Here is a 17,671-nt window from a genome sequence, read left to right on the forward strand (position 1 = left end):
TGCAGGATGATGAAGGTTAAAAGCGCGTAAATGGTGAAGAGAGACCGCTTCTGACGGGCACTAAGCCTTATAAACAAAACGATGGATAACTAATTCTTTTGAGGAGTATTACCTATGGCAATATCGTTTGAGAGTTTGATGAAATTTATAGGGCAGAAAGTTAAGGACCCGTACGGAAGGGAAGTAGGACACTTAGTTCACGTCTACACCGAAGTAGACGGAACTGTAACCGGTGTTGAGGTAGCGTACGGTAACTCCTTCAGCACACTGGAACCATATAGAATAAGTATAGAAAGGGAAAATCTAATTGTACTTCCTGACTGGAAGGCAGAGTCCATGAGATCGCTTCTACAAATGGAGAAGATACGTAAGAGACAGAGAGCATTAGAGGAATTGTATGCAAAACAAGAAATCCCTAAGTCTTCCTACGACGATATGAAGAGAAAATTGGACAGTGAAATGGTGAAGTTGAGAGACGAGTATGCGAAAATTAAGAGTAAGTTGAAGTCCAGGCTGAACGAAGTGGAGGATCAATTGACTCAGATTGACAGGGCAACAATAGCAGTTAAGATGAGCTACATAGCCGCAGAATTATCTGAGACTGCGTATAAAAATTCTATAGAGATCTTGAGGCAGGCTAAGGAAAGCTATACCTTGGAAAAGGACGATATAAGAAAAACTATGGAGAAACTGGACCTCACAGATAAGGAGGGAGGGCTTGATATAAAAGCACCAGGGTCAATGATAGGATCTTCCGAGTCTTCCCAGAAGACCGAGACACCTAAATCGGAAATACCAACACCAATACCTGTAAGGGTAATAAATACTCTTTGACGAATCTAGTGAAATAGGATGAAGTTAAACTTACCACTTTTCTTTGGCAATGGAGGAAAGAAGAGAAAGGAAGACCTCGCTTACAGGATAACTGAAATCTCCATCAAGCTGAAGGATCAGCAGGATAAGCTAGATGAGGCCATGAGAAGACTCAAGGAGAGGGACAGGGAACTCTTCGATAAGGCGGTAAGGTCTCAAATGAATGGGGAAACTGCTAGAGCTACAATTTATGCACAAGAAATATCTGATATAAGAAAGATGATGAAGACGATGTACACTGCATATCTAGCCATAGAGAAGGTGAGGCTTAAACTGGATACGGTACAGGAGCTACAGGGGGTCTCGTTAGTCCTATTGCCAGTCGCTAAGATATTAGGAGATCTTAAGGAGCACATAAGGGGTTTAGCTCCAGAGGTCGCCATAGCCCTTGATTCCATAACCAGCAGTGTCAATAGTATTGCAGTGGAGACCGGGGCTGCAGTTCCTGACAGGACCTTGACTCCAGCGTTAGACGAACAGGCAAGGAAGATCTTAGATGAAGCCCAGAGAACTGCAGAAGCCAAGGTGAAAGAGATGCTTCCAGACTTACAGCTCCCTCATCCCCCCGCAAACGTGGATCTGCCTAGTCCACCCACTAGCAAGGAGACTAACAAGTTTAAAAACAGAATTACGGAGAAGGATATACTCAATATAATAGCCAGCCACGGGAATGTACTTGACATTAACTTCATCTCTAGGCAGTTCGGCATGGATAAAGAGGAGGTAATGTCACTTCTAAAGACTATGGCTGAGAAGGGTCTCATAGCACTGGAGGAGTGATAGTAATTGAGCGGACAAGTGCTTCTCGAGGAGATGGCTAGGAAATACGCCATAGCTGCTGTAAGGGCTGACAAGGAGGGTAGGAGAGAGGATGCCATTTCTAATTATAGAAAGGCTATAGAGGTGCTAACGCAAATTGTAACCCTTTACCCAGATATAGTAGCTAGGAACGCCTACGAGCAGATGATAAGTGAATACAAGAGGAGACTGGAAGTGCTGACTCAGGCACTACCTGAAGGGGGAGCTAATGAAGATGATAAGGTAGAGGAGGAGTTAGTAATGAAGGAGAAACCCAAGGTCACCTTAAGTGAGATAGTGGGCTTAGAAGACGTAAAGGAGGCGTTGAAAGAGGCTGTTATATATCCTAGTAAGAGACCTGACTTGTTCCCCCTAGGGTGGCCCAGAGGCATACTACTCTATGGTCCCCCTGGATGTGGTAAGACCATGATAGCTGCTGCGGTAGCTAATGAATTGGATTGCGAGTTCATTCACGTCGACGCTGCGTCAATAATGTCAAAATGGCTGGGAGAAGCTGAAAAAAATGTCTCCAAGGTATTTAAGACGGCCAGGGAGGTATCCAAAAAGGAGAACAAGCCTGCGATCATATTCATCGATGAATTGGATGCGCTCCTGGCCTCGTATGTTTCCGAGGTTGGAGGAGAGGCTAGGGTGAGGAATCAATTTCTCAAGGAGATGGATGGTTTGGCAGATAAGAACGAGAACACGATGGTATACGTAATAGGAGCTACTAACAAACCGTGGAGATTAGATGAGCCATTCCTAAGGAGATTCCAGAAGAGAATTTATGTTACCCTACCAGATAAGGCACATAGGCTGGAACTACTTAGACACTATACCTCCAAGGTCAAACTCGACCCCAACGTAAATTTGGAGGAGCTAGCTAACATGACAGAGGGATACACGGCAAGCGACATAAGGGACATAGTTCAATCAGCGCATATGAGAGTAGTCAAGGAAATGTTCGAGAGAAATCTCCACGAGCCCAGAGCAATCACCATGGAGGACTTTAAGGAAGTCCTAAGAGTGAGAAAGCCTAGTGTTAATCAAGAGATGATAAAGGCCTTCGAGGCCTGGCACGAGAAGTTCAAGGCACTGTAATCAGCTACCCCAGGGTTTTCTTCACCGCTCTAAAGGCATGACTCACATCATCTCTACTCAAGTTTTTCCCAACTAGTACCTCAGTCCTTGCCCTTCTCTTTCATATAGATAGTACAGAGGGATTTTTATATCAATCTCACACACTTCCAGCGCTCAGAGACGCGGGGTGAGACTTCACATTACAAAGCTAGAATGTAGTTGGAGAGGGATCTCACTGAGCATTCATGGCAGAAACCAGTTCTATCTTTCCGTTTGGAAACCTTCTCCTGACACTTATGGGAAGTAGACGAGCCTTTAGTTCCTCCTCTGCTATTCTTATAGAGCTCGAGTTTACTAGGCCAGAACTTACTACGTCTATTAGTGGGGCCGCACCCATGGCTAATTGCAATGCCCTTGCACTCACTATTCTCGCTCTCTCATACGAAGTTAACCTCTCTCTCCAGCCAGCTACAAATGTGGGGGTCAATGGATTGATAACTGAGCCTGCCTGTTCTGATCTCATTGTAGTTGACACAATCTAAACTAACAAATAAAAATTAATCGCTCCAATCTACCTCTTCCCTAAGAAACTCCGGAAGTTTGCATTCCACTGGTGGAGAAACACTCAGATCTGTTTTCAAGATGTCAGCTAGAGTGTAACTCAACCTAGATATCGCCCTGTCGTCTACGAGACCTAGTATGCCTATCCTTACTATTTTGTCCCTTAGCTCCCCGATTCCACCAGAAATCTCTATGCCTCTCTTTTCTAACTCTTGGATCAACGTCTTGGGAGATATGGGTGGAACCCCAGCTACCACTGTATTTGAAAAGTTACTTTCGTTACCCAAAAGTCTGAAATTCATCTCTGATGTGATCTTCCTCAGGAATCTGGCACAAGCATCGTGACGTCTCCATCTGTTCTCTATACCTTCTCTCTCCAATAATCTTGCAGCCTCCAGTGTAGCGAAGAACGCCCCAACAGCAGGAGTGAATGGAGTCTCACGTTTGTCCTGAAACCTCAGATGAAGCTTTACATTAAGGTAGTTGGGAACATCTTCCTGGAGTTCTTCAACACCTTGTTTAGAAAGGGCCACGAAGCCTACCCCAGGAACCGAAGCTAAGGCCTTCTGGCTTCCTGTAGCTATTCCGTCTATTTTCCACTCGTCTACTCTTATCTCATACGCAGCGAAACCTGAGACTGAATCGACTAGAACCTTCATTCCTCTTGACTTTGCCAGTCCCACGATACCTTTGAGGTCTCTGAAAGCTATGCCGGTACTGGTTTCGTTGTGAACAAACGCTATAGCAGAAGCGTCCTTGTTCTCGTCAAGTATGGACTTAAACTCTTCGAGGGTGAAACTTCCACCAAAGGGCTTCCTGTAGACCTTAGGAGCTGTTCCCCTCTTGATCACTGAGTCAAGTAACCTCTCGCTGAACTCCCCGTAGCTTAGCACTATAATGTTCTCCCCCTTCTTCAGGAGTGAAAACACCATGGATTCTACAGCGAGGGTGCCAGATCCCGTAAGGAGGGAAACCCTTGAGGCTCCGAAGTGCTTCCGCATGAGTTCCTCCAGTTCACCCACTACCTTTCTGAACCTGTCTGATCTATGGTTCATGACTATTGTGGACTTCATCGCCACGCTCTTGGGAACGTTCACAGGACCTGGAATAAGCATCAAATGGAAACACCCATTTCCCTAAGAGCGGACAAGAGGTTGTCGGTGGTCATGACTGCGACCCTGTATTGAGCCTCCCTAGTTTGTGCTCCTATGTGTGTGGTTACGATTACCTTCTCGTGACGAAGCAACTCTAGCTCCCACTCCTCCTTTGGGGGTTCATTCCAGAAGACGTCAGTTGCGTAGGCCCCTATTTTGCCTTTCTTTATATAATCCAGGAGAGCCCTCCCATCCACGGCCACAGCCCTACTCGTGTTGACTATTATTACGTCCTTTTTCATGAGTTCAAACTCCCTTCTGGTTAATATCGGCTTTGCATCCTTACCTACAGTCACGTGGAGGCTTATGACGTCGGATTCGCTAACCAGTTTGTCAAGATCAGCAACCGTAGCTTCTATCTCAGATGCTCTTTTGCTCACGTCTATCACATCATAAGCCAGGACTTTCATCCCCATGGCTTTAGCTACGTACCCTACCTTGTACCCTATCCTTCCAAATCCTATTATGCCTATGGTCTTTCCGCTGAGTTCCATTCCCGAAGTCTTCTTGAATATGCCGGATTTGGCTAGAGCCATGGAGGTATACATGTTTCTAGCCGCAGCTATCATCAAACCTAACGTTAACTCGGCAGCGGAGTCTGTGGAAGCTCCAGGGGCATAAACGACCCTTATCTTCCTTCTCTCAGCCTCATCTACGTCTATGTTGTCCACTCCTATACCGGCTCTCGCTATTATCTTCAACCTCTTTCCCCTCTCTATTATCTCACCATTCACTGTAGTTCTACTCCTCACAACTAGCACATCAAAGTTCTCTACGATCTTTAGTAGCTCTTCTCTAGTGATATCTGGCTGATAGACTATCTTTAATCCCTTAGCCTTTAAGGTTCTTATCATGTATTCGTCTACCGGATCCGTTATCAATACGGATATAGAGTCTTTAGATAGAGAATGGTCTATATGTAAAGTTGCCATCTATCTCACCTTCCTTAAAAGGAGTTTAACATGATGAGAGTGATGAGAGGTAAGAAGAAGTAGAGCCGTATAGGGCAACAAACGGAATCGAACTAAAAATCAACCCGGGTCGAACTTCAGGATAGGCTTCTCTCATTTTTAGTCAGATTAAACCCTAACTCGGGGTTAATATATTTTTAGTTTCGACAACCTGATGTTTTGGAACAACTTCGTGAAGTTCAAAGTTGCTCCCAGCAGTCTTGTGATAACCTCACAGGGATATTATTTAGCCAACTTCCCCGTGATGCTGTACCAGATATATAGATCTAGAACTCCTACCTCCAGACCTAGGGTAAAAGAGATAGATTTCAACAGGCTCTCCAGTTCAAGGTACCTCCTCTTGCTGGTCATCTTACCCTGAAACCCAACGTGCTCCGAAAGGTAGCGGAGAACGTGTCTATCGATAATGGCTACGTCCAGGAACCCAACGTTGCGAAGAAAGTGGCTAGCTTCTTTCATTCCTAATCCGTCTATCTCGAGTAGTTTCTCCCTGGCCTCCAACGTGTCTTTCTCTGCTAATTGCCCTATCCTCTTTAAGGAGCCCAGTACAGTCCTGCTTCTGTATATATACTCCGATTTCGTGTTATAGAACCTGTAGCCAGCATTTCTCAGGGTTTCTTTAATCTGATTTCTAGAACCCGTGAAGATTAGCTCGCCGAGTTCCTGGAGGGCCTTGTACGCATTAAAGAAACTGGAATTCGACGTCAGAATACACAGCACCAGCTCCCTATACCAAACGCTCTCTCCTGCCCTCTTATTTAACTTGAATTCGTCAACTCTTTCTAGAACCCTTGCTCTTAATTTTGCGTTTCCTACGAGCTTTCTTAACATGTTTTTTCCTCCTCTTTTTGGACTGGGAACTCTGGGATTGAGCAGGTTTGTCCGGCTTCACATCATGAATGGAGGCATAGGAAATGATTCTTGTCCCTTCGTTGGTCTCAAGGATCACTAGTGGCATCGACGGAGTGAAGTTGATGTCCAATCCGATAAAATCTAAACCTTCGTCTGGGACGTCTAAGAAGCTTGTTTTCACTGTTTCGTTATTGATTTCTATAGGAATACCTACCCTGCGAATATGGACGATTGAGGGAAAGACGTAGTCCATTTTCTTACCGACGTTGAAGAATATCTCGTTTTTTGTCCTCACGAGGACAAGCTTGTTAGGGACTAAGGTCGATTCGGCCATCTCCGTGGACTCCAGTGATACTTTCTCCTCATTAGTGTATCTGACCCCGTATAGTTTGACGTTATTGAGTTGAACCTCCACTATATCGTAGTAGACTATGGTAGCGTCCAATGCAACTCCTTGGGTTAAAACTAAGACCCCTAACCATTTTAAACTTCCCTTTATTGTGGAGGTAAGACCCAGGGAAAAATATATAACGTGTAGGAGTTGTATAGCAAGCTGATATTAACATGAGTCTGAGACTGAAGGGAACCAATGCATATGGGCATATTGGATGGTTCGAGGTTTACTGTATCATTTGCCACACCACGCTGAGGCTCGGTAGCGATATAGTGTTCAAGTGTCCAAAGTGCGAGAAGAAGTATAAGGCATACTTTTGCGAGGCCGATAAGAGAGGAGTAAAGGGGAGATGTCCTTACTGTAACACAGAGTTGATACCTGCAGTATGATAACAAGTTCTTACGTGGAGAATCATAAAGTAACCTTCATTGAGGACTTGGGTAGGACATTAGTCTATCTGGACCTTTCCATACCTTACCTCAAGGAGAGCCCTGCGGAAATAGTATATAAAGAGACGGAAATTGAGATAGGCCACGGCGTGATAAAAAGGATAGTGATATGCCCTACTGAGCATGGGACATTCATATGTAACGCTGTTGTTAAGTTGAACGGAACTACTAAGCCGACTGCTGAGGAGATCTATCAGGCGGTCTCATCAGTGCTAAGTAAACTGGAATGAATACCCATACTCTTTAGCCGCTGACTTATTTCTGTAGCGAACCTAACTACCTCCTGTGCGTTTTCTGATTCTATCATGAAGAGGAGCAACATGGGTTTAGCTTCTCTCTCCTTAAAGACTGCTGTGACTAGTGAAGTTGGAGAAGGAGAACATATGTATGAAGCTCCAATCCTAGCTGGTTTACATATGTTCTGCAACACGTTCTCCATGTCCTTAAAGAGTTCCTTCATCTGGAGGGGGTCCGAGTAAATACCTAAGATTACCCTGAACACCTGACCTACCTCAAGTTGACCTTCTTGGTGGGGATCTTTAACATCTCAATTATAGGCTTAACTAACTCGAACAGGGCCGGATCTCCAGAGACCCTCTTGATCTTTAACTTCCTATAACTGAGCTCGAGGGCAATATTTCCGTCCTTAATCACCATTATCTTCCCCTTCACCCTACCCCTCAAGTTCATGAGAAGCCTGATGTAGACGAAGGATCCCTTCTCCTTGAGCGCCAGAAGGTAGGACTCTCCGTTCTTATAAGTGGGGGGAATCTTTGTTCCTGTGAACTTCACCTCTATTGGTTTGCCGTCCCATTTAAACAAAAACGTTCTTACTGCATGCTTCCCAGTGAGACTCTTAGATCTTTCCAGAACTAACTCCACCACTTTTGACCATCTCCAAGGATTCCCTCATCCCCTGTACATCCAACTTGTCTTCTAGGAAGGCGTCTATGAGTACGTCGTTTTTGAGAAAATGTCTCATGATTGCTTTCCTAGAGGATCTTGAGGAGCTTCTATATATTTTCAGGAAAATCGATTGTATCCATATCCTCCTTTCGATTAACCTTAACCCCTGATCTAGTTCCTCCTCTAGGGATTTCCCTGTGTGTATTGCCCTGAATGCCAGTTCAGCTGATATGGCCGAGGGTCTGATACCTTCCCCGCTCAGTGGGAACACCAGACCCCTAGCCTCCCCTATTCTTCCTTCCTTTTGTCTTACCTTGCCTATGGAGATGGGGGCACCCCTGAGGTCCAGAATTTCGTATTTAGAGTATTTCTCCTTGAGGTAGCTCAGTAACAGTTCCCTTGAGTTTTTTTCTTCCAAAAATCCGGCACCTATATTCACAATATTATCACTACTGGGGAAGATCCAATAGAAGCCAGTCAACTTGGTATCAAACTCCAGTACAGCCTCAGGCGTGAAGTTATCTACTCTAACCAGAGCCCTAGTAGTGTACACTACCTCTCTATCCATGGAATAAGGACCCCTAGAATCTATCATCACATCGTAATCCGATGGGTTTGGAGCGGACATACCCACAACCTGTCTGACTTCTCTCCTCATGGAGTTTATCCAGTTGGATTTGTTGATGGTGAGCCACTTGGTGCGCCTATATGATACGTCATACACCCTCTCGCCATCTAGGTAGAAGGCGAAGTCCTTTATTTCATATTCCACTTCCCAGGGGATCAGAGGGGAATACACGTTGGGCACTATATCGCCACAGGGTTTGATGTAGTGATCCTTTATATCGTAAAGAGTTACATCGTGACCTCCCCTACGAAGTAGGGCCCCCAATAGTGACCCAGCGACTCCCCCTCCCCTGATTGCTACTCTAAGCATTGCCTAACTATCGTCGAAAAGTATAAAAGAGTCTTTGGATGGATGCGTTTTAATTATTGCCCAAGGTACGGTGATCAGTTATTGTCTTCCCAAGGAGATATCCTAAAAAAGATGGAGGAGTGGCCTAAGCACTACAACCCCAAGGAAATAGAACCTAGGTGGCAAAACAAATGGCTATCTAGAGAGTTCTGGGAGAAAGTGATCAGGTTCCAAGACTCCGATACGAGACCGGTCTTCTTTATTGACACTCCTCCTCCCTTCACCAGTGGCGAACTTCACATGGGTCACGCCTACTGGGTAACCATAGCAGATGCTATGACGAGGTTTAAGATACTCCAGGGTTATAACGTCCTCATTCCGCAGGGGTGGGACACTCAAGGTCTCCCTACTGAACTGAAGGTACAGTATAGGTTGGGTATCCCAAAGGAAAATAGAGAGTTGTTCCTGAAGAAATGCGTGGAATGGACAGAGGAGATGATAGGTAAGATGAAATCTGCAATGATGAGGCTCGGTTATAGACCTAACTGGGAACAATTTGAGTACAGAACCTACTCCGCTGAGTACAGGGCAATAATACAGAGGAGTCTTCTAGACATGTTCAATAAGGGCATGATAAAGATGAGGAAGGGACCAGTCTATTGGTGTCCTAAGTGTGAAACCGCGGTTGCCCAAAGCGAGGTAGGATACCTGGAGAAACAGGGGATCCTAGCGTATATATCCTTCCCTCTGAAGGAAGGAGGAGAAATAGTAATAGCCACAACTAGACCAGAACTTCTAGGAGCTACTCAGGCAGTGGCTGTAAACCCAGAGGACGAGCGATACAAGAACTTAGTGGGTAAGGTAGCCATAATACCGATTTTCAATAAGGAGGTAAGGATAATATCAGACCCAGCTGTGGACAAGGAGTTTGGAACCGGAGCAGTCATGATAAGCACTTACGGTGATCCGCAGGACATCAAGTGGCAACTGAAGTACGATCTGCCAGTGGACGAGATGATTGATGAAAGGGGACGGATGAAAGGGACGGGGTTCCTGGACGGTTTGAAGGTGGAGGAAGCCAGGAAAAAAATTGTAGAGATGCTTAAGCAACAAGGGTTCCTGAAGAAGTTAGAAGGGCTTACACACAACGTTCTCTCTCATACTGAGAGAAGCGACTGTCAGTCCCCCATAGAGTTTCTAGTTAAGGATCAGGTCTACATAAGTGTCCTGGAATTCAAGGACAGATTACTCTCCGAGATGAAGAAAATGACCTTTAAGCCCTCTAGAATGGCATACTATCTCCAAGAATGGATAAATAACATGGAATGGGATTGGAACATAAGTAGACAAAGGGTATATGGTACTCCCCTACCGTTCTGGCACTGTGAGAATCTGCACCTAGTTCCAGCTGATCCCTCATCGTTGCCCGTAGATCCCACCAAATCTTCTCCTCCCCTGGAGAAATGTCCGCATTGCGGACTCCCACTGAAACCAGTTACCCACGTGGCTGATGTGTGGGTAGATTCCAGCGTTACAGTACTATACTTGGCCGGATTTTACAACAACAAAGAAAGGTTCGCTAAGGCCTTTCCGGCAGATGTCAGACTTCAGGGAACGGATATTATCAGGACGTGGCTATTTTACACCTTCTTCAGAACCTTAATGTTAGCTGGAGACGTGCCTTTTAAGAGAGTGCTAGTTCATGGACAGGTCCTAGGGCCAGACGGAACTAGGATGAGCAAGAGTAAGGGGAACGTAGTCTCACCAATGGATAGGATCGAAGAGTATGGAGCTGATGCGATCAGAATGACTCTATTGGATGCGGCTATCGGAGACGACTTTCCGTTTAAGTGGGACACCGTAAGGGGGAAGAAACTCCTCCTTCAAAAGTTATGGAATGCCAGCAGACTCGCATATCCCTTCATTTCCAAGAGGAAGGTGGAGAGGCCCGAGAAACCACACGTGTTAGACGTATGGGTACTTAACGAGCACAGGAACTTTGTGGAAAGGGCTATCTCCGCTTATGAGAACCAGGACTTCTATGTCGTACTCTCCATGTTATACAACTATTTCTGGGAGATCATAGCTGACGAGTACTTGGAGTTAATAAAACATAGATTGTTCTCTGATGATCAGTCGGCAATCTACACGTTGAGCAGAATACTTAAGGACATAGTTATAATATTACACCCAATAGCTCCACATATAACAGAAGAAATTTATTCTAAACTCTTTGGGGATAAGGAGAGTGTACTAATGGAGAAACTGCCCTCTGTCTCTGACATACCCTCAGATCAAGAGGCCGTAAGGATAGGAAACGAAGTCAAGGAAATTAACTCTGCCATAAGGACTAAGAAGGTCAGCATGAGGCTATCCATGAATTCGCCCGTTAAGGTAAAATTGATCGGATCCCTTAGTTTTGTAGAAGATATAAGAAAGGTGGAGGAGGACTTGAAGAAGACACTAAAAATAACACAAATGACCTACGAGATTAACGACTCGTCTAGGCCAATCATTGAAGTCGAACCAGATCAGCCCATGGGAGTTTAGATCACCAATCACCGTTTTTCCTTCTCATCAGCCAGCTTTTCTAGTACAGCTTTCATCCTCGCTACTCCCTCTTTTATTTTCTCCTCGCTCAGTGCAAAGCTCAGCCTAAGGAATCTCTTACCGACCTCCTGAGGGAAAACCTCACCTGGAATCGTTACCACTCCTCCGTCCTCTATGAGCCTTATAGCTAGGGACTTAGAGTCCAGTCCAGATTTCCTGAGGATCTCAGAGAAGTCCGGAAACATGTAAAAGGCCCCAGAGGATCTATACACCTTGATATCCTTTATCTTCTTAACCTCAGAATACATGGCGTCTCTCCTTCTCCTGAACGTCTCTATCATGGACCTGACCTCGTCCATGGTTTCGAAGGCGTGGAGAGCTCCTCTCTGGGCAAAACTCGTTGGGCACGTGTAGATGTTGGACGCCAGCACCCCAATCTTATTAATTACGTCCTTCTTGGCAACTACGATTCCCAGCCTCCAACCAGTCATACTAAACGTCTTACTGAACCCGTTCACGTAGAACACGTTGTCTCTCCACCCAGACTCGCTTAGTACACTTTTGAAACCAGAATCATAGACGAAATGATCATAAATTTCATCGGAGAGTAGAAGTATCTTCTTTTCGGAACTAAGATTATACAGCTCATCAGTTAACTTACGATCGAAGTTCATTCCTGTGGGATTATGTGGATTATTGTAAACTATCATCTTTGTCTTAGAGGTGATCTTCTTGCTGACGTCTTCTATATCGAATCTGAATCCTTGAGTCTCATCAAATCTCAGCGGAACGTATATGGGTTTCCCACCTAGTAGTTTCACTATTTCAGCATATGAGTAAAAGGATGGATCAAATAGGATAACCTCATCTCCAGGATTAATATAAAGCAGAAAACCTAGGAAGAGAGCAGTCTTGGCGCCTGGAGTGATGGCGACCTCTTCCTTAAGTATCCTGTCGCCGTATCTCTGGCTCAAAAATTCTGCCACCTTGGACCTAAGCTCGTCTATGCCTAAGGCAGGAGTATAGGAGGTGTAACCTTGATCTAGGGCAGACTTAGCCCCTTCTCTTATCCTGGATGGAGTTGGTAGATCAGGCTGTCCAATCCCAAAATTTATTGTCTTGATCCCCTTGGTTCTCTCCACATTTCTAGCTATTTCCTGATATAGAAGTGTCGACTCCCCGGTGAGGGCTGACAGAGACGAAGCGAAATCGGGCATTTGTATCAGTGTTTAGGCGTTAACGAAATCTTTAATTTTATCTGGTTCCTTCATGAGCGATGTTCCTATAAGGAAGGCATCGGCTCCCGCTCTCTTTAGTTCCCGTATCTCCTCCGTGGACTGAATACCGCTCTCTGCCACCTTTAAAACCTCAGACGGAATGAGAGGTAGGATTGTCCTGACCTTTTCTTTTTCAACTTTCAGTGTCAATAGGTCCCTCGAGTTTATCCCTATTACCTTTGCTCCACAACGTAAGGCCATCTCCAGCTCATTTTCGTCGTGCACTTCCACCAGTGGTTCCATTCTGTAGGATCTGACGTACTCTATTAGTCCCTCTAGCTCCCTCTCCGTCAATATTCTCACTATTAGTAGAACCATATCCGCTCCTAAATTGAAACCAGTATCCACTTGGGCCTCTGTGACCACAAAGTCCTTCATGAGAACTGGTATTTTGACTGATCTAGCTATTATCTCTAGGTACTCGTAAGATCCAGAGAATATCGTGTTCTCGGTGATCACGCTCAACGCGGCAGCTCCATTTCTCTCCATGAGCTTAGAGTAAGCTATTGGATCCGCTTCAACGTTAAGCCCGGATGGGGATCTCCTCTTATATTCGGCTATAACTGGGGTTCTTCCAGACCCCTTGACTTCGATCACCCTTTGAACAAAATCGTGAATTGGCCTCTCCCTAGTCTTGGAGATGTAGCCTCTCTTGAACGCGTTCTTGACAACGTCATTGAGCCAACCTGAAAGGTATCTCGGCATTTTAGACCCTATTAAGGAAGTTATAAAATATCTTTTGTCCCACAGTCGTTCCAACGCTCTCTGGGTGAAATTGGACTCCATATATCCTGAACTCCTTGTGGTGAAGCCCCATGACCTCGTTGTCCTCCTTGGAAATTGCGTCCACGACTAGAGGGTCCTGAACTTCATCAACCACTAGGCTGTGATATCTGGTAGCCTTAAACTCTGAGGGTAAACCTATATAAAGGGGAGACTCTCGAACCTTTATGACGCTTAGTTTTCCATGATATATTACCTTAGCCCTCCTAATTCTTGCTCCGAACACGTATCCTATGGCCTGATGGCCAAGACATACCCCTAGCACTGGAATTCTCTTCCCTAGAGTCCTTATGAGCTCAGGGACTATTCCGACGTCTTCTGTCTTCTCTGGGGATCCAGGACCTGGCGATATTACTATTCTATCGGGTGAGAGTCTTTCTACACCCTTAACCGAGATCTCGTCGTTTCTCACGACCAGAGGGTAGCTCCCGAGCTCCCCTATTATCTGCGCTATGTTATAGACGAAACTGTCATAATTATCTATTATTAGCGTGATATCCATCCCTCATACCCCCAGGGACACCTTAAGTGCCCTCATCTTATGCTCCGTCTCCCAGAACTCCATCTCTGGAACGGAATCGTATACTATTCCAGCTCCTGCCTGAATTCTTAGGAGGTCACCGCTAGCGAATGCGGACCTTATGGTTATAGCAAACTCAGCACCAGTGTTAGAAATGAACCCTACCGCCCCAGCATACGGCCCCCTCTTAAAGGGCTCGAGTGTCTCTATGATGTTCATAGCCATAGGCTTAGGGGCTCCGCTCACCGTTCCGGCTGGGAACGTAGCTCTTAGAACGTCCAAAGGGGTCTTCTCCTTCTTTAGTGTCCCAACTACCTTGCTGACAATATGTTGTACATGGCTGTATTTCTCGACATAGGCGAACTCTGGAACCTTGACGGTACCTGGGACACACACTTTCCCTATATCGTTCCTTGCTAGATCTACTAACATCAGATGTTCCGCCATCTCCTTCTCGGAGTTGAGGAGTTCTTGCTCCAATTCGAAGTCCTCCTCCTTCGTGGTACCTCTAGGTCTAGTACCTGCTATAGGGAAGGTCTCCGCGAGGCCCTTAGTGACGGAGAAGAGGAGTTCTGGGCTTGACCCTATCAATTTCCTCTCTCCAAATTTGATGTAAAACATGTATGGTGAAGGATTTATCCTCCTTAATGTTCTGTATAGCTTCATTAGATCGCCTTCAAAGGAGAACCTGTAGAACCTCGAAAGGACAACCTGAAAGGCGTAACCTGATCTTATATACTCTAAAACCTCATTCACTGCCTTCTCGAACTCAGGTTTACTTAGGGATTCGTCATAAAGTCTCACCTTAAGCTCGTTGGGCTCTCCGCAACCGACCACTAGCGGAAGATCCCCATCCACATATACCTTACCTTGTGCATGATCATAGACTATAATGTTCTCTGGTAGGAATAACTCGGCGTCTGGCCAACGTTCTGCCATAGGTTTGATGTCCTTTATGTTTTCCCATCTCCTTACTGCATCGTATGATATGTAACCCAGTAGACCGCCCGTGAACTTCAGCTCTCCTTCAGATAGGCCACTGACTGAGCTCGTGATGAGTGACTCAAGGTCGTCACTCCTGTATGCCTCTATCTTCCTCTCTGCACCCCAAGCTATGATGCTGTATCTAGCGTTGGCCTGAGCCCCCTCTACACTTTCCATTAAGGCAGCTACTTCTTGGTTCCTCTCTATGCACTGGAAGACCTCATAAGGTTGGGCAAATGCGGTTAGAGGATAGGTCTTCATCCGCCTACCTCCTTGAGGAGTTTTCTCACGAGCTCAATGTTCTTCTTGCCTGGAAAGTCCTCTACTCCCCTAGATACGTCTATCCAGCCTGGGTCAAGTTCCACGAACTCCCTCAAGTTAGTGAGGTTTATCCCCCCTCCTACCCCTATTCCCTTATACTCAGCCAATACCTCCCTGACGAAAGACATGTCCAAAGGATATCCCTTTCTCTCTGCATCCAAGAGTATCATGTCAGATACCTTTAGTGCCTCCTCAAGATATCTCCTATACCTCCGTGAGGCAGGGACGTAAAGTATCGACTTCCTGGGGAGGCTAGGGATCAGATCCAGTTCCTCATTGGAGAGGATTCTGTGGAACTGAAATATATCTGTGAACAGCTTGCCAGATTGAGAGAGAATATCTTTGGGTCCCCTATTGACCATCACGGAAACCTTAGGTCTACTGACTCTTCCTTGTAACAATCCTAGAAACTCTGGCTTGACGAACCTAGGACTCACAGGATCCAGCAGAAATCCTAGGTAGTCCACTCCCAACTTGTCCAGCTTAATAGCGTCCTCTCGGGTAGCTATTCCGCAAATCTTAACTTTGACCAAGAGCCCTCGCCACCAGGGACTTATATTTTAGGGGATCTCCGTTATCGGCTACTATCTCTTGGATCTTTTTTGGAACTCCTTCCAGGAGTTGAGCCGAGAGTTCATAACCGTCCTTCAAGTCCTTAACTTTTCCAGCGGTATAGAGAACCATGGAGGAATTGAGTTTGATGAACTCCTCGGCTTCCTTATCCTTACCCACACTAGCTCTCAAGACCCTAATCGCAGATTCTTCTGCACTATTGACCTGAAGTCTCACTATGTCTATAGGACGTCTAAGGAGATCCTGAGAGTCGATAACATATTCTTCTAATCTTGAACCCCTAACCTCCACGACAAAGGTCCTTCCTGATGGACTGATCTCATCTAAACCTGGCTCCCCGTGAACCAAAACTAGCTTTTCGTAACCTAGTAAGGTTGAAGCCATGGCTATCCTTAGCATGAAGTCCCTTGAGAAGACCCCTAATAACTGCCTTTTCACCCCTGCTGGATTGGTTAGGGGTCCTAAAATGTTGAAAATGGTCCTTATTCCCAAGGCTTTCCTTGTTGAGGCAACGTTCCTCATAGATGGATGATACTGCTGAGCGAAGAGGAACACGAATCCGTGATTCTTGAAAAGTACTTCAGCCCTCTGGGGCGGAACCTCTATATTATATCCCAAGGCCTCCAAGAAGTCAGCACTTCCGCTCTTACTGCTGGCAGCCCTATTTCCGTGCTTGGCCACAGGGTAAACCTGACTCACTAGGATGGCCACTGCAGTACTGACATTTAGGGTTCCAAGACCATCTCCTCCGGTACCCGCAGTGTCCAGAGCGTCCCCCAATCGTACTTTCAGGGAATGTTGCCTCATGGAGGCAGCAAATCCGGCTATCTCCTCCGGTGTTTCTCCCTTCATCCTGAGGGCTACAAGTAATCCTCCAACCACAGCCTCTGGCAGATTGCCCTGCATTATTAAATCTGCTAGTCCCATTGCCTCATCCATTGACATCGATTTCCCTTCAACCAATCTTGAGAGCAGAGTCTTATGATCCATCTAATACACCTCTGAATTTCCTTGCCAGAGCTATAGCTGATTTCACCCCTCCCCTCTCTATCTCCTCGATGTAAGCGGTTCCTATAGCTACCCCGTCGGCCCCGGCCTTTAGTGCCCTTCTCATGTCCTCCACGTCAGATAGCCCAAAACCTACCACTAGTTTATTTTCCACTAATGTCCTTACTCTAGTTATCAACGACTCTACTGTTATGGGTATTGCAATCCCGGTTGTGGGACGTACACCGTAATAGAGAAACATGTCTGATAACTTCGACGCCCTCTGTATTAGGGGATCTGGAACCGAAGGAGAGGTAAATATAACGCTCTTCAGCCCATGAGTCCTCACAGCCTCTACATATTCCTCATACTCATCGATGAAATCTATCAACAGATCTGGGAACAGTACCCCATTTATTCCTATATCCTTGAGTTTGATCAGAAAATCTTCGAGAGTGGGGATCCACTCCTCCAGATACGTCAATATAACTATAGGCACACTCACAGCGTCCCTGGCCTCTCTAAGTAGAGCCCACATGTCATATCCCTGAGATGAGACCTGCTTGAAGCTCCTCCTTATAACTGGCCCGTCATACTTGGCGTATTTCGGCGGTGGGCCTATCTCCAACACATCAGATCCAGCATCTACAAGACCCTTCAATAAGGTCAAGAACTGTTCCCTGTTGGGATATCCCAATGTAAGGTAGGAGACCAGCATCTTG

The 17,671-nt window shown here is 45.8% G+C and carries 21 protein-coding genes; 6 read left to right on the forward strand and 15 right to left on the reverse strand.

Annotated elements, in window-relative coordinates:
* Positions 1-114 precede the first annotated feature (114 nt).
* Genes cdvA through cdvC form a run of 3 tightly spaced genes read left to right on the forward strand, consistent with a single transcriptional unit; the run spans position 115 to position 2,772 of the window.
* Positions 115-834: a cell division protein CdvA gene (gene cdvA, locus METMK1DRAFT_RS12550; protein WP_009074736.1), complete on the forward strand. Its 720-nt coding sequence runs from the start codon at positions 115-117 to the stop codon at positions 832-834.
* An 18-nt stretch (positions 835-852) separates the two neighbouring features.
* Positions 853-1,653, forward strand: coding sequence for a cell division protein CdvB (gene cdvB / locus METMK1DRAFT_RS12555; RefSeq protein WP_009074738.1), 801 nt, complete (start codon positions 853-855; stop codon positions 1,651-1,653).
* A gap of 6 nt (positions 1,654-1,659) precedes the next feature.
* Entirely contained in the window at positions 1,660-2,772 is a 1,113-nt protein-coding gene (gene cdvC, locus METMK1DRAFT_RS12560) for a cell division protein CdvC (protein ID WP_009074740.1), read from the forward strand.
* Positions 2,773-2,983: 211 nt separating this feature from the next.
* On the opposite strand, the gene METMK1DRAFT_RS12565 is transcribed toward cdvC, so the two are convergent.
* The 5 genes from METMK1DRAFT_RS12565 to METMK1DRAFT_RS12585 all read right to left on the reverse strand — a co-directional run bounded on the left by METMK1DRAFT_RS12565 (position 2,984) and on the right by METMK1DRAFT_RS12585 (position 6,734).
* The gene (locus METMK1DRAFT_RS12565; RefSeq protein WP_009074742.1) at positions 2,984-3,274 is read right to left on the reverse strand and encodes a DNA-directed RNA polymerase subunit K; all 291 of its coding nucleotides are present in this window, start codon (positions 3,272-3,274) and stop codon (positions 2,984-2,986) included.
* Between the two features lie 34 nt (positions 3,275-3,308).
* Positions 3,309-4,430, reverse strand: coding sequence for a pyridoxal-phosphate-dependent aminotransferase family protein (locus METMK1DRAFT_RS12570; RefSeq protein ID WP_048088007.1), 1,122 nt, complete (start codon positions 4,428-4,430; stop codon positions 3,309-3,311).
* Entirely contained in the window at positions 4,427-5,398 is a 972-nt protein-coding gene (locus METMK1DRAFT_RS12575; RefSeq protein ID WP_009074746.1) for an NAD(P)-dependent oxidoreductase, read from the reverse strand. The genes METMK1DRAFT_RS12570 and METMK1DRAFT_RS12575 overlap by 4 nt, the downstream gene beginning before the upstream one ends.
* 261 nt (positions 5,399-5,659) lie before the next feature.
* Positions 5,660-6,268: an N-glycosylase/DNA lyase gene (locus tag METMK1DRAFT_RS12580; RefSeq protein WP_009074749.1), complete on the reverse strand. Its 609-nt coding sequence runs from the start codon at positions 6,266-6,268 to the stop codon at positions 5,660-5,662.
* Complete coding sequence (locus tag METMK1DRAFT_RS12585) at positions 6,210-6,734, reverse strand: hypothetical protein (protein ID WP_009074751.1); 525 nt, start codon at positions 6,732-6,734, stop codon at positions 6,210-6,212. Before METMK1DRAFT_RS12585 ends, METMK1DRAFT_RS12580 begins: the two co-directional genes overlap by 59 nt.
* A gap of 119 nt (positions 6,735-6,853) precedes the next feature.
* Between METMK1DRAFT_RS12585 and METMK1DRAFT_RS12590 the strand changes: the two genes are divergently transcribed.
* On the forward strand, positions 6,854-7,072 hold the full coding sequence (locus METMK1DRAFT_RS12590) for a hypothetical protein (protein ID WP_009074753.1): 219 nt from the start codon (positions 6,854-6,856) through the stop codon (positions 7,070-7,072).
* Positions 7,069-7,362: a hypothetical protein gene (locus tag METMK1DRAFT_RS12595; RefSeq protein ID WP_009074755.1), complete on the forward strand. Its 294-nt coding sequence runs from the start codon at positions 7,069-7,071 to the stop codon at positions 7,360-7,362. The genes METMK1DRAFT_RS12590 and METMK1DRAFT_RS12595 overlap by 4 nt, the downstream gene beginning before the upstream one ends.
* On the opposite strand, the gene METMK1DRAFT_RS16775 is transcribed toward METMK1DRAFT_RS12595, so the two are convergent.
* From METMK1DRAFT_RS16775 to METMK1DRAFT_RS12605, 3 genes are read right to left on the reverse strand one after another with little or no spacing between them, the layout of a single operon-like run.
* A complete protein-coding gene (locus tag METMK1DRAFT_RS16775) occupies positions 7,326-7,634 on the reverse strand; it encodes a hypothetical protein (protein WP_009074757.1) in 309 nt (102 codons plus the stop codon). The two genes, METMK1DRAFT_RS12595 and METMK1DRAFT_RS16775, sit on opposite strands and share 37 nt — an antisense overlap.
* A gap of 5 nt (positions 7,635-7,639) precedes the next feature.
* Positions 7,640-8,014 (reverse strand): hypothetical protein, encoded by a 375-nt coding sequence (locus METMK1DRAFT_RS12600; protein ID WP_048088104.1) that lies wholly within the window; start codon positions 8,012-8,014, stop codon positions 7,640-7,642.
* Positions 7,989-8,975, reverse strand: coding sequence for an NAD(P)/FAD-dependent oxidoreductase (locus tag METMK1DRAFT_RS12605; RefSeq protein ID WP_009074761.1), 987 nt, complete (start codon positions 8,973-8,975; stop codon positions 7,989-7,991). Before METMK1DRAFT_RS12605 ends, METMK1DRAFT_RS12600 begins: the two co-directional genes overlap by 26 nt.
* 42 nt (positions 8,976-9,017) lie before the next feature.
* Between METMK1DRAFT_RS12605 and METMK1DRAFT_RS12610 the strand changes: the two genes are divergently transcribed.
* Complete coding sequence (locus METMK1DRAFT_RS12610) at positions 9,018-11,504, forward strand: valine--tRNA ligase (RefSeq protein WP_048088008.1); 2,487 nt, start codon at positions 9,018-9,020, stop codon at positions 11,502-11,504.
* A gap of 8 nt (positions 11,505-11,512) precedes the next feature.
* Here the strand turns inward: METMK1DRAFT_RS12610 and METMK1DRAFT_RS12615 are convergent, their stop codons facing one another.
* From METMK1DRAFT_RS12615 to trpA, 7 genes are read right to left on the reverse strand one after another with little or no spacing between them, the layout of a single operon-like run.
* The gene (locus tag METMK1DRAFT_RS12615) at positions 11,513-12,730 is read right to left on the reverse strand and encodes a pyridoxal phosphate-dependent aminotransferase (RefSeq protein WP_048088009.1); all 1,218 of its coding nucleotides are present in this window, start codon (positions 12,728-12,730) and stop codon (positions 11,513-11,515) included.
* A 3-nt stretch (positions 12,731-12,733) separates the two neighbouring features.
* Complete coding sequence (gene trpC / locus METMK1DRAFT_RS12620; protein WP_009074765.1) at positions 12,734-13,486, reverse strand: indole-3-glycerol phosphate synthase TrpC; 753 nt, start codon at positions 13,484-13,486, stop codon at positions 12,734-12,736.
* Between the two features lies 1 nt (position 13,487).
* On the reverse strand, positions 13,488-14,066 hold the full coding sequence (locus tag METMK1DRAFT_RS12625) for an anthranilate synthase component II (RefSeq protein WP_009074767.1): 579 nt from the start codon (positions 14,064-14,066) through the stop codon (positions 13,488-13,490).
* Positions 14,067-14,069: 3 nt separating this feature from the next.
* Positions 14,070-15,329, reverse strand: coding sequence for an anthranilate synthase component I (locus tag METMK1DRAFT_RS12630; protein WP_009074769.1), 1,260 nt, complete (start codon positions 15,327-15,329; stop codon positions 14,070-14,072).
* Complete coding sequence (locus METMK1DRAFT_RS12635) at positions 15,326-15,922, reverse strand: phosphoribosylanthranilate isomerase (protein ID WP_009074771.1); 597 nt, start codon at positions 15,920-15,922, stop codon at positions 15,326-15,328. The genes METMK1DRAFT_RS12630 and METMK1DRAFT_RS12635 overlap by 4 nt, the downstream gene beginning before the upstream one ends.
* Positions 15,909-16,952, reverse strand: a complete 1,044-nt coding sequence (gene trpD / locus METMK1DRAFT_RS12640) for an anthranilate phosphoribosyltransferase (protein ID WP_009074773.1) — start codon at positions 16,950-16,952, stop codon at positions 15,909-15,911. Before trpD ends, METMK1DRAFT_RS12635 begins: the two co-directional genes overlap by 14 nt.
* Positions 16,942-17,667 (reverse strand): tryptophan synthase subunit alpha, encoded by a 726-nt coding sequence (gene trpA, locus METMK1DRAFT_RS12645; RefSeq protein ID WP_009074774.1) that lies wholly within the window; start codon positions 17,665-17,667, stop codon positions 16,942-16,944. Before trpA ends, trpD begins: the two co-directional genes overlap by 11 nt.
* Positions 17,668-17,671 lie beyond the last annotated feature (4 nt).

Source organism: Metallosphaera yellowstonensis MK1, assembly GCF_000243315.1.
Lineage (GTDB): Archaea > Thermoproteota > Thermoprotei_A > Sulfolobales > Sulfolobaceae > Metallosphaera > Metallosphaera yellowstonensis.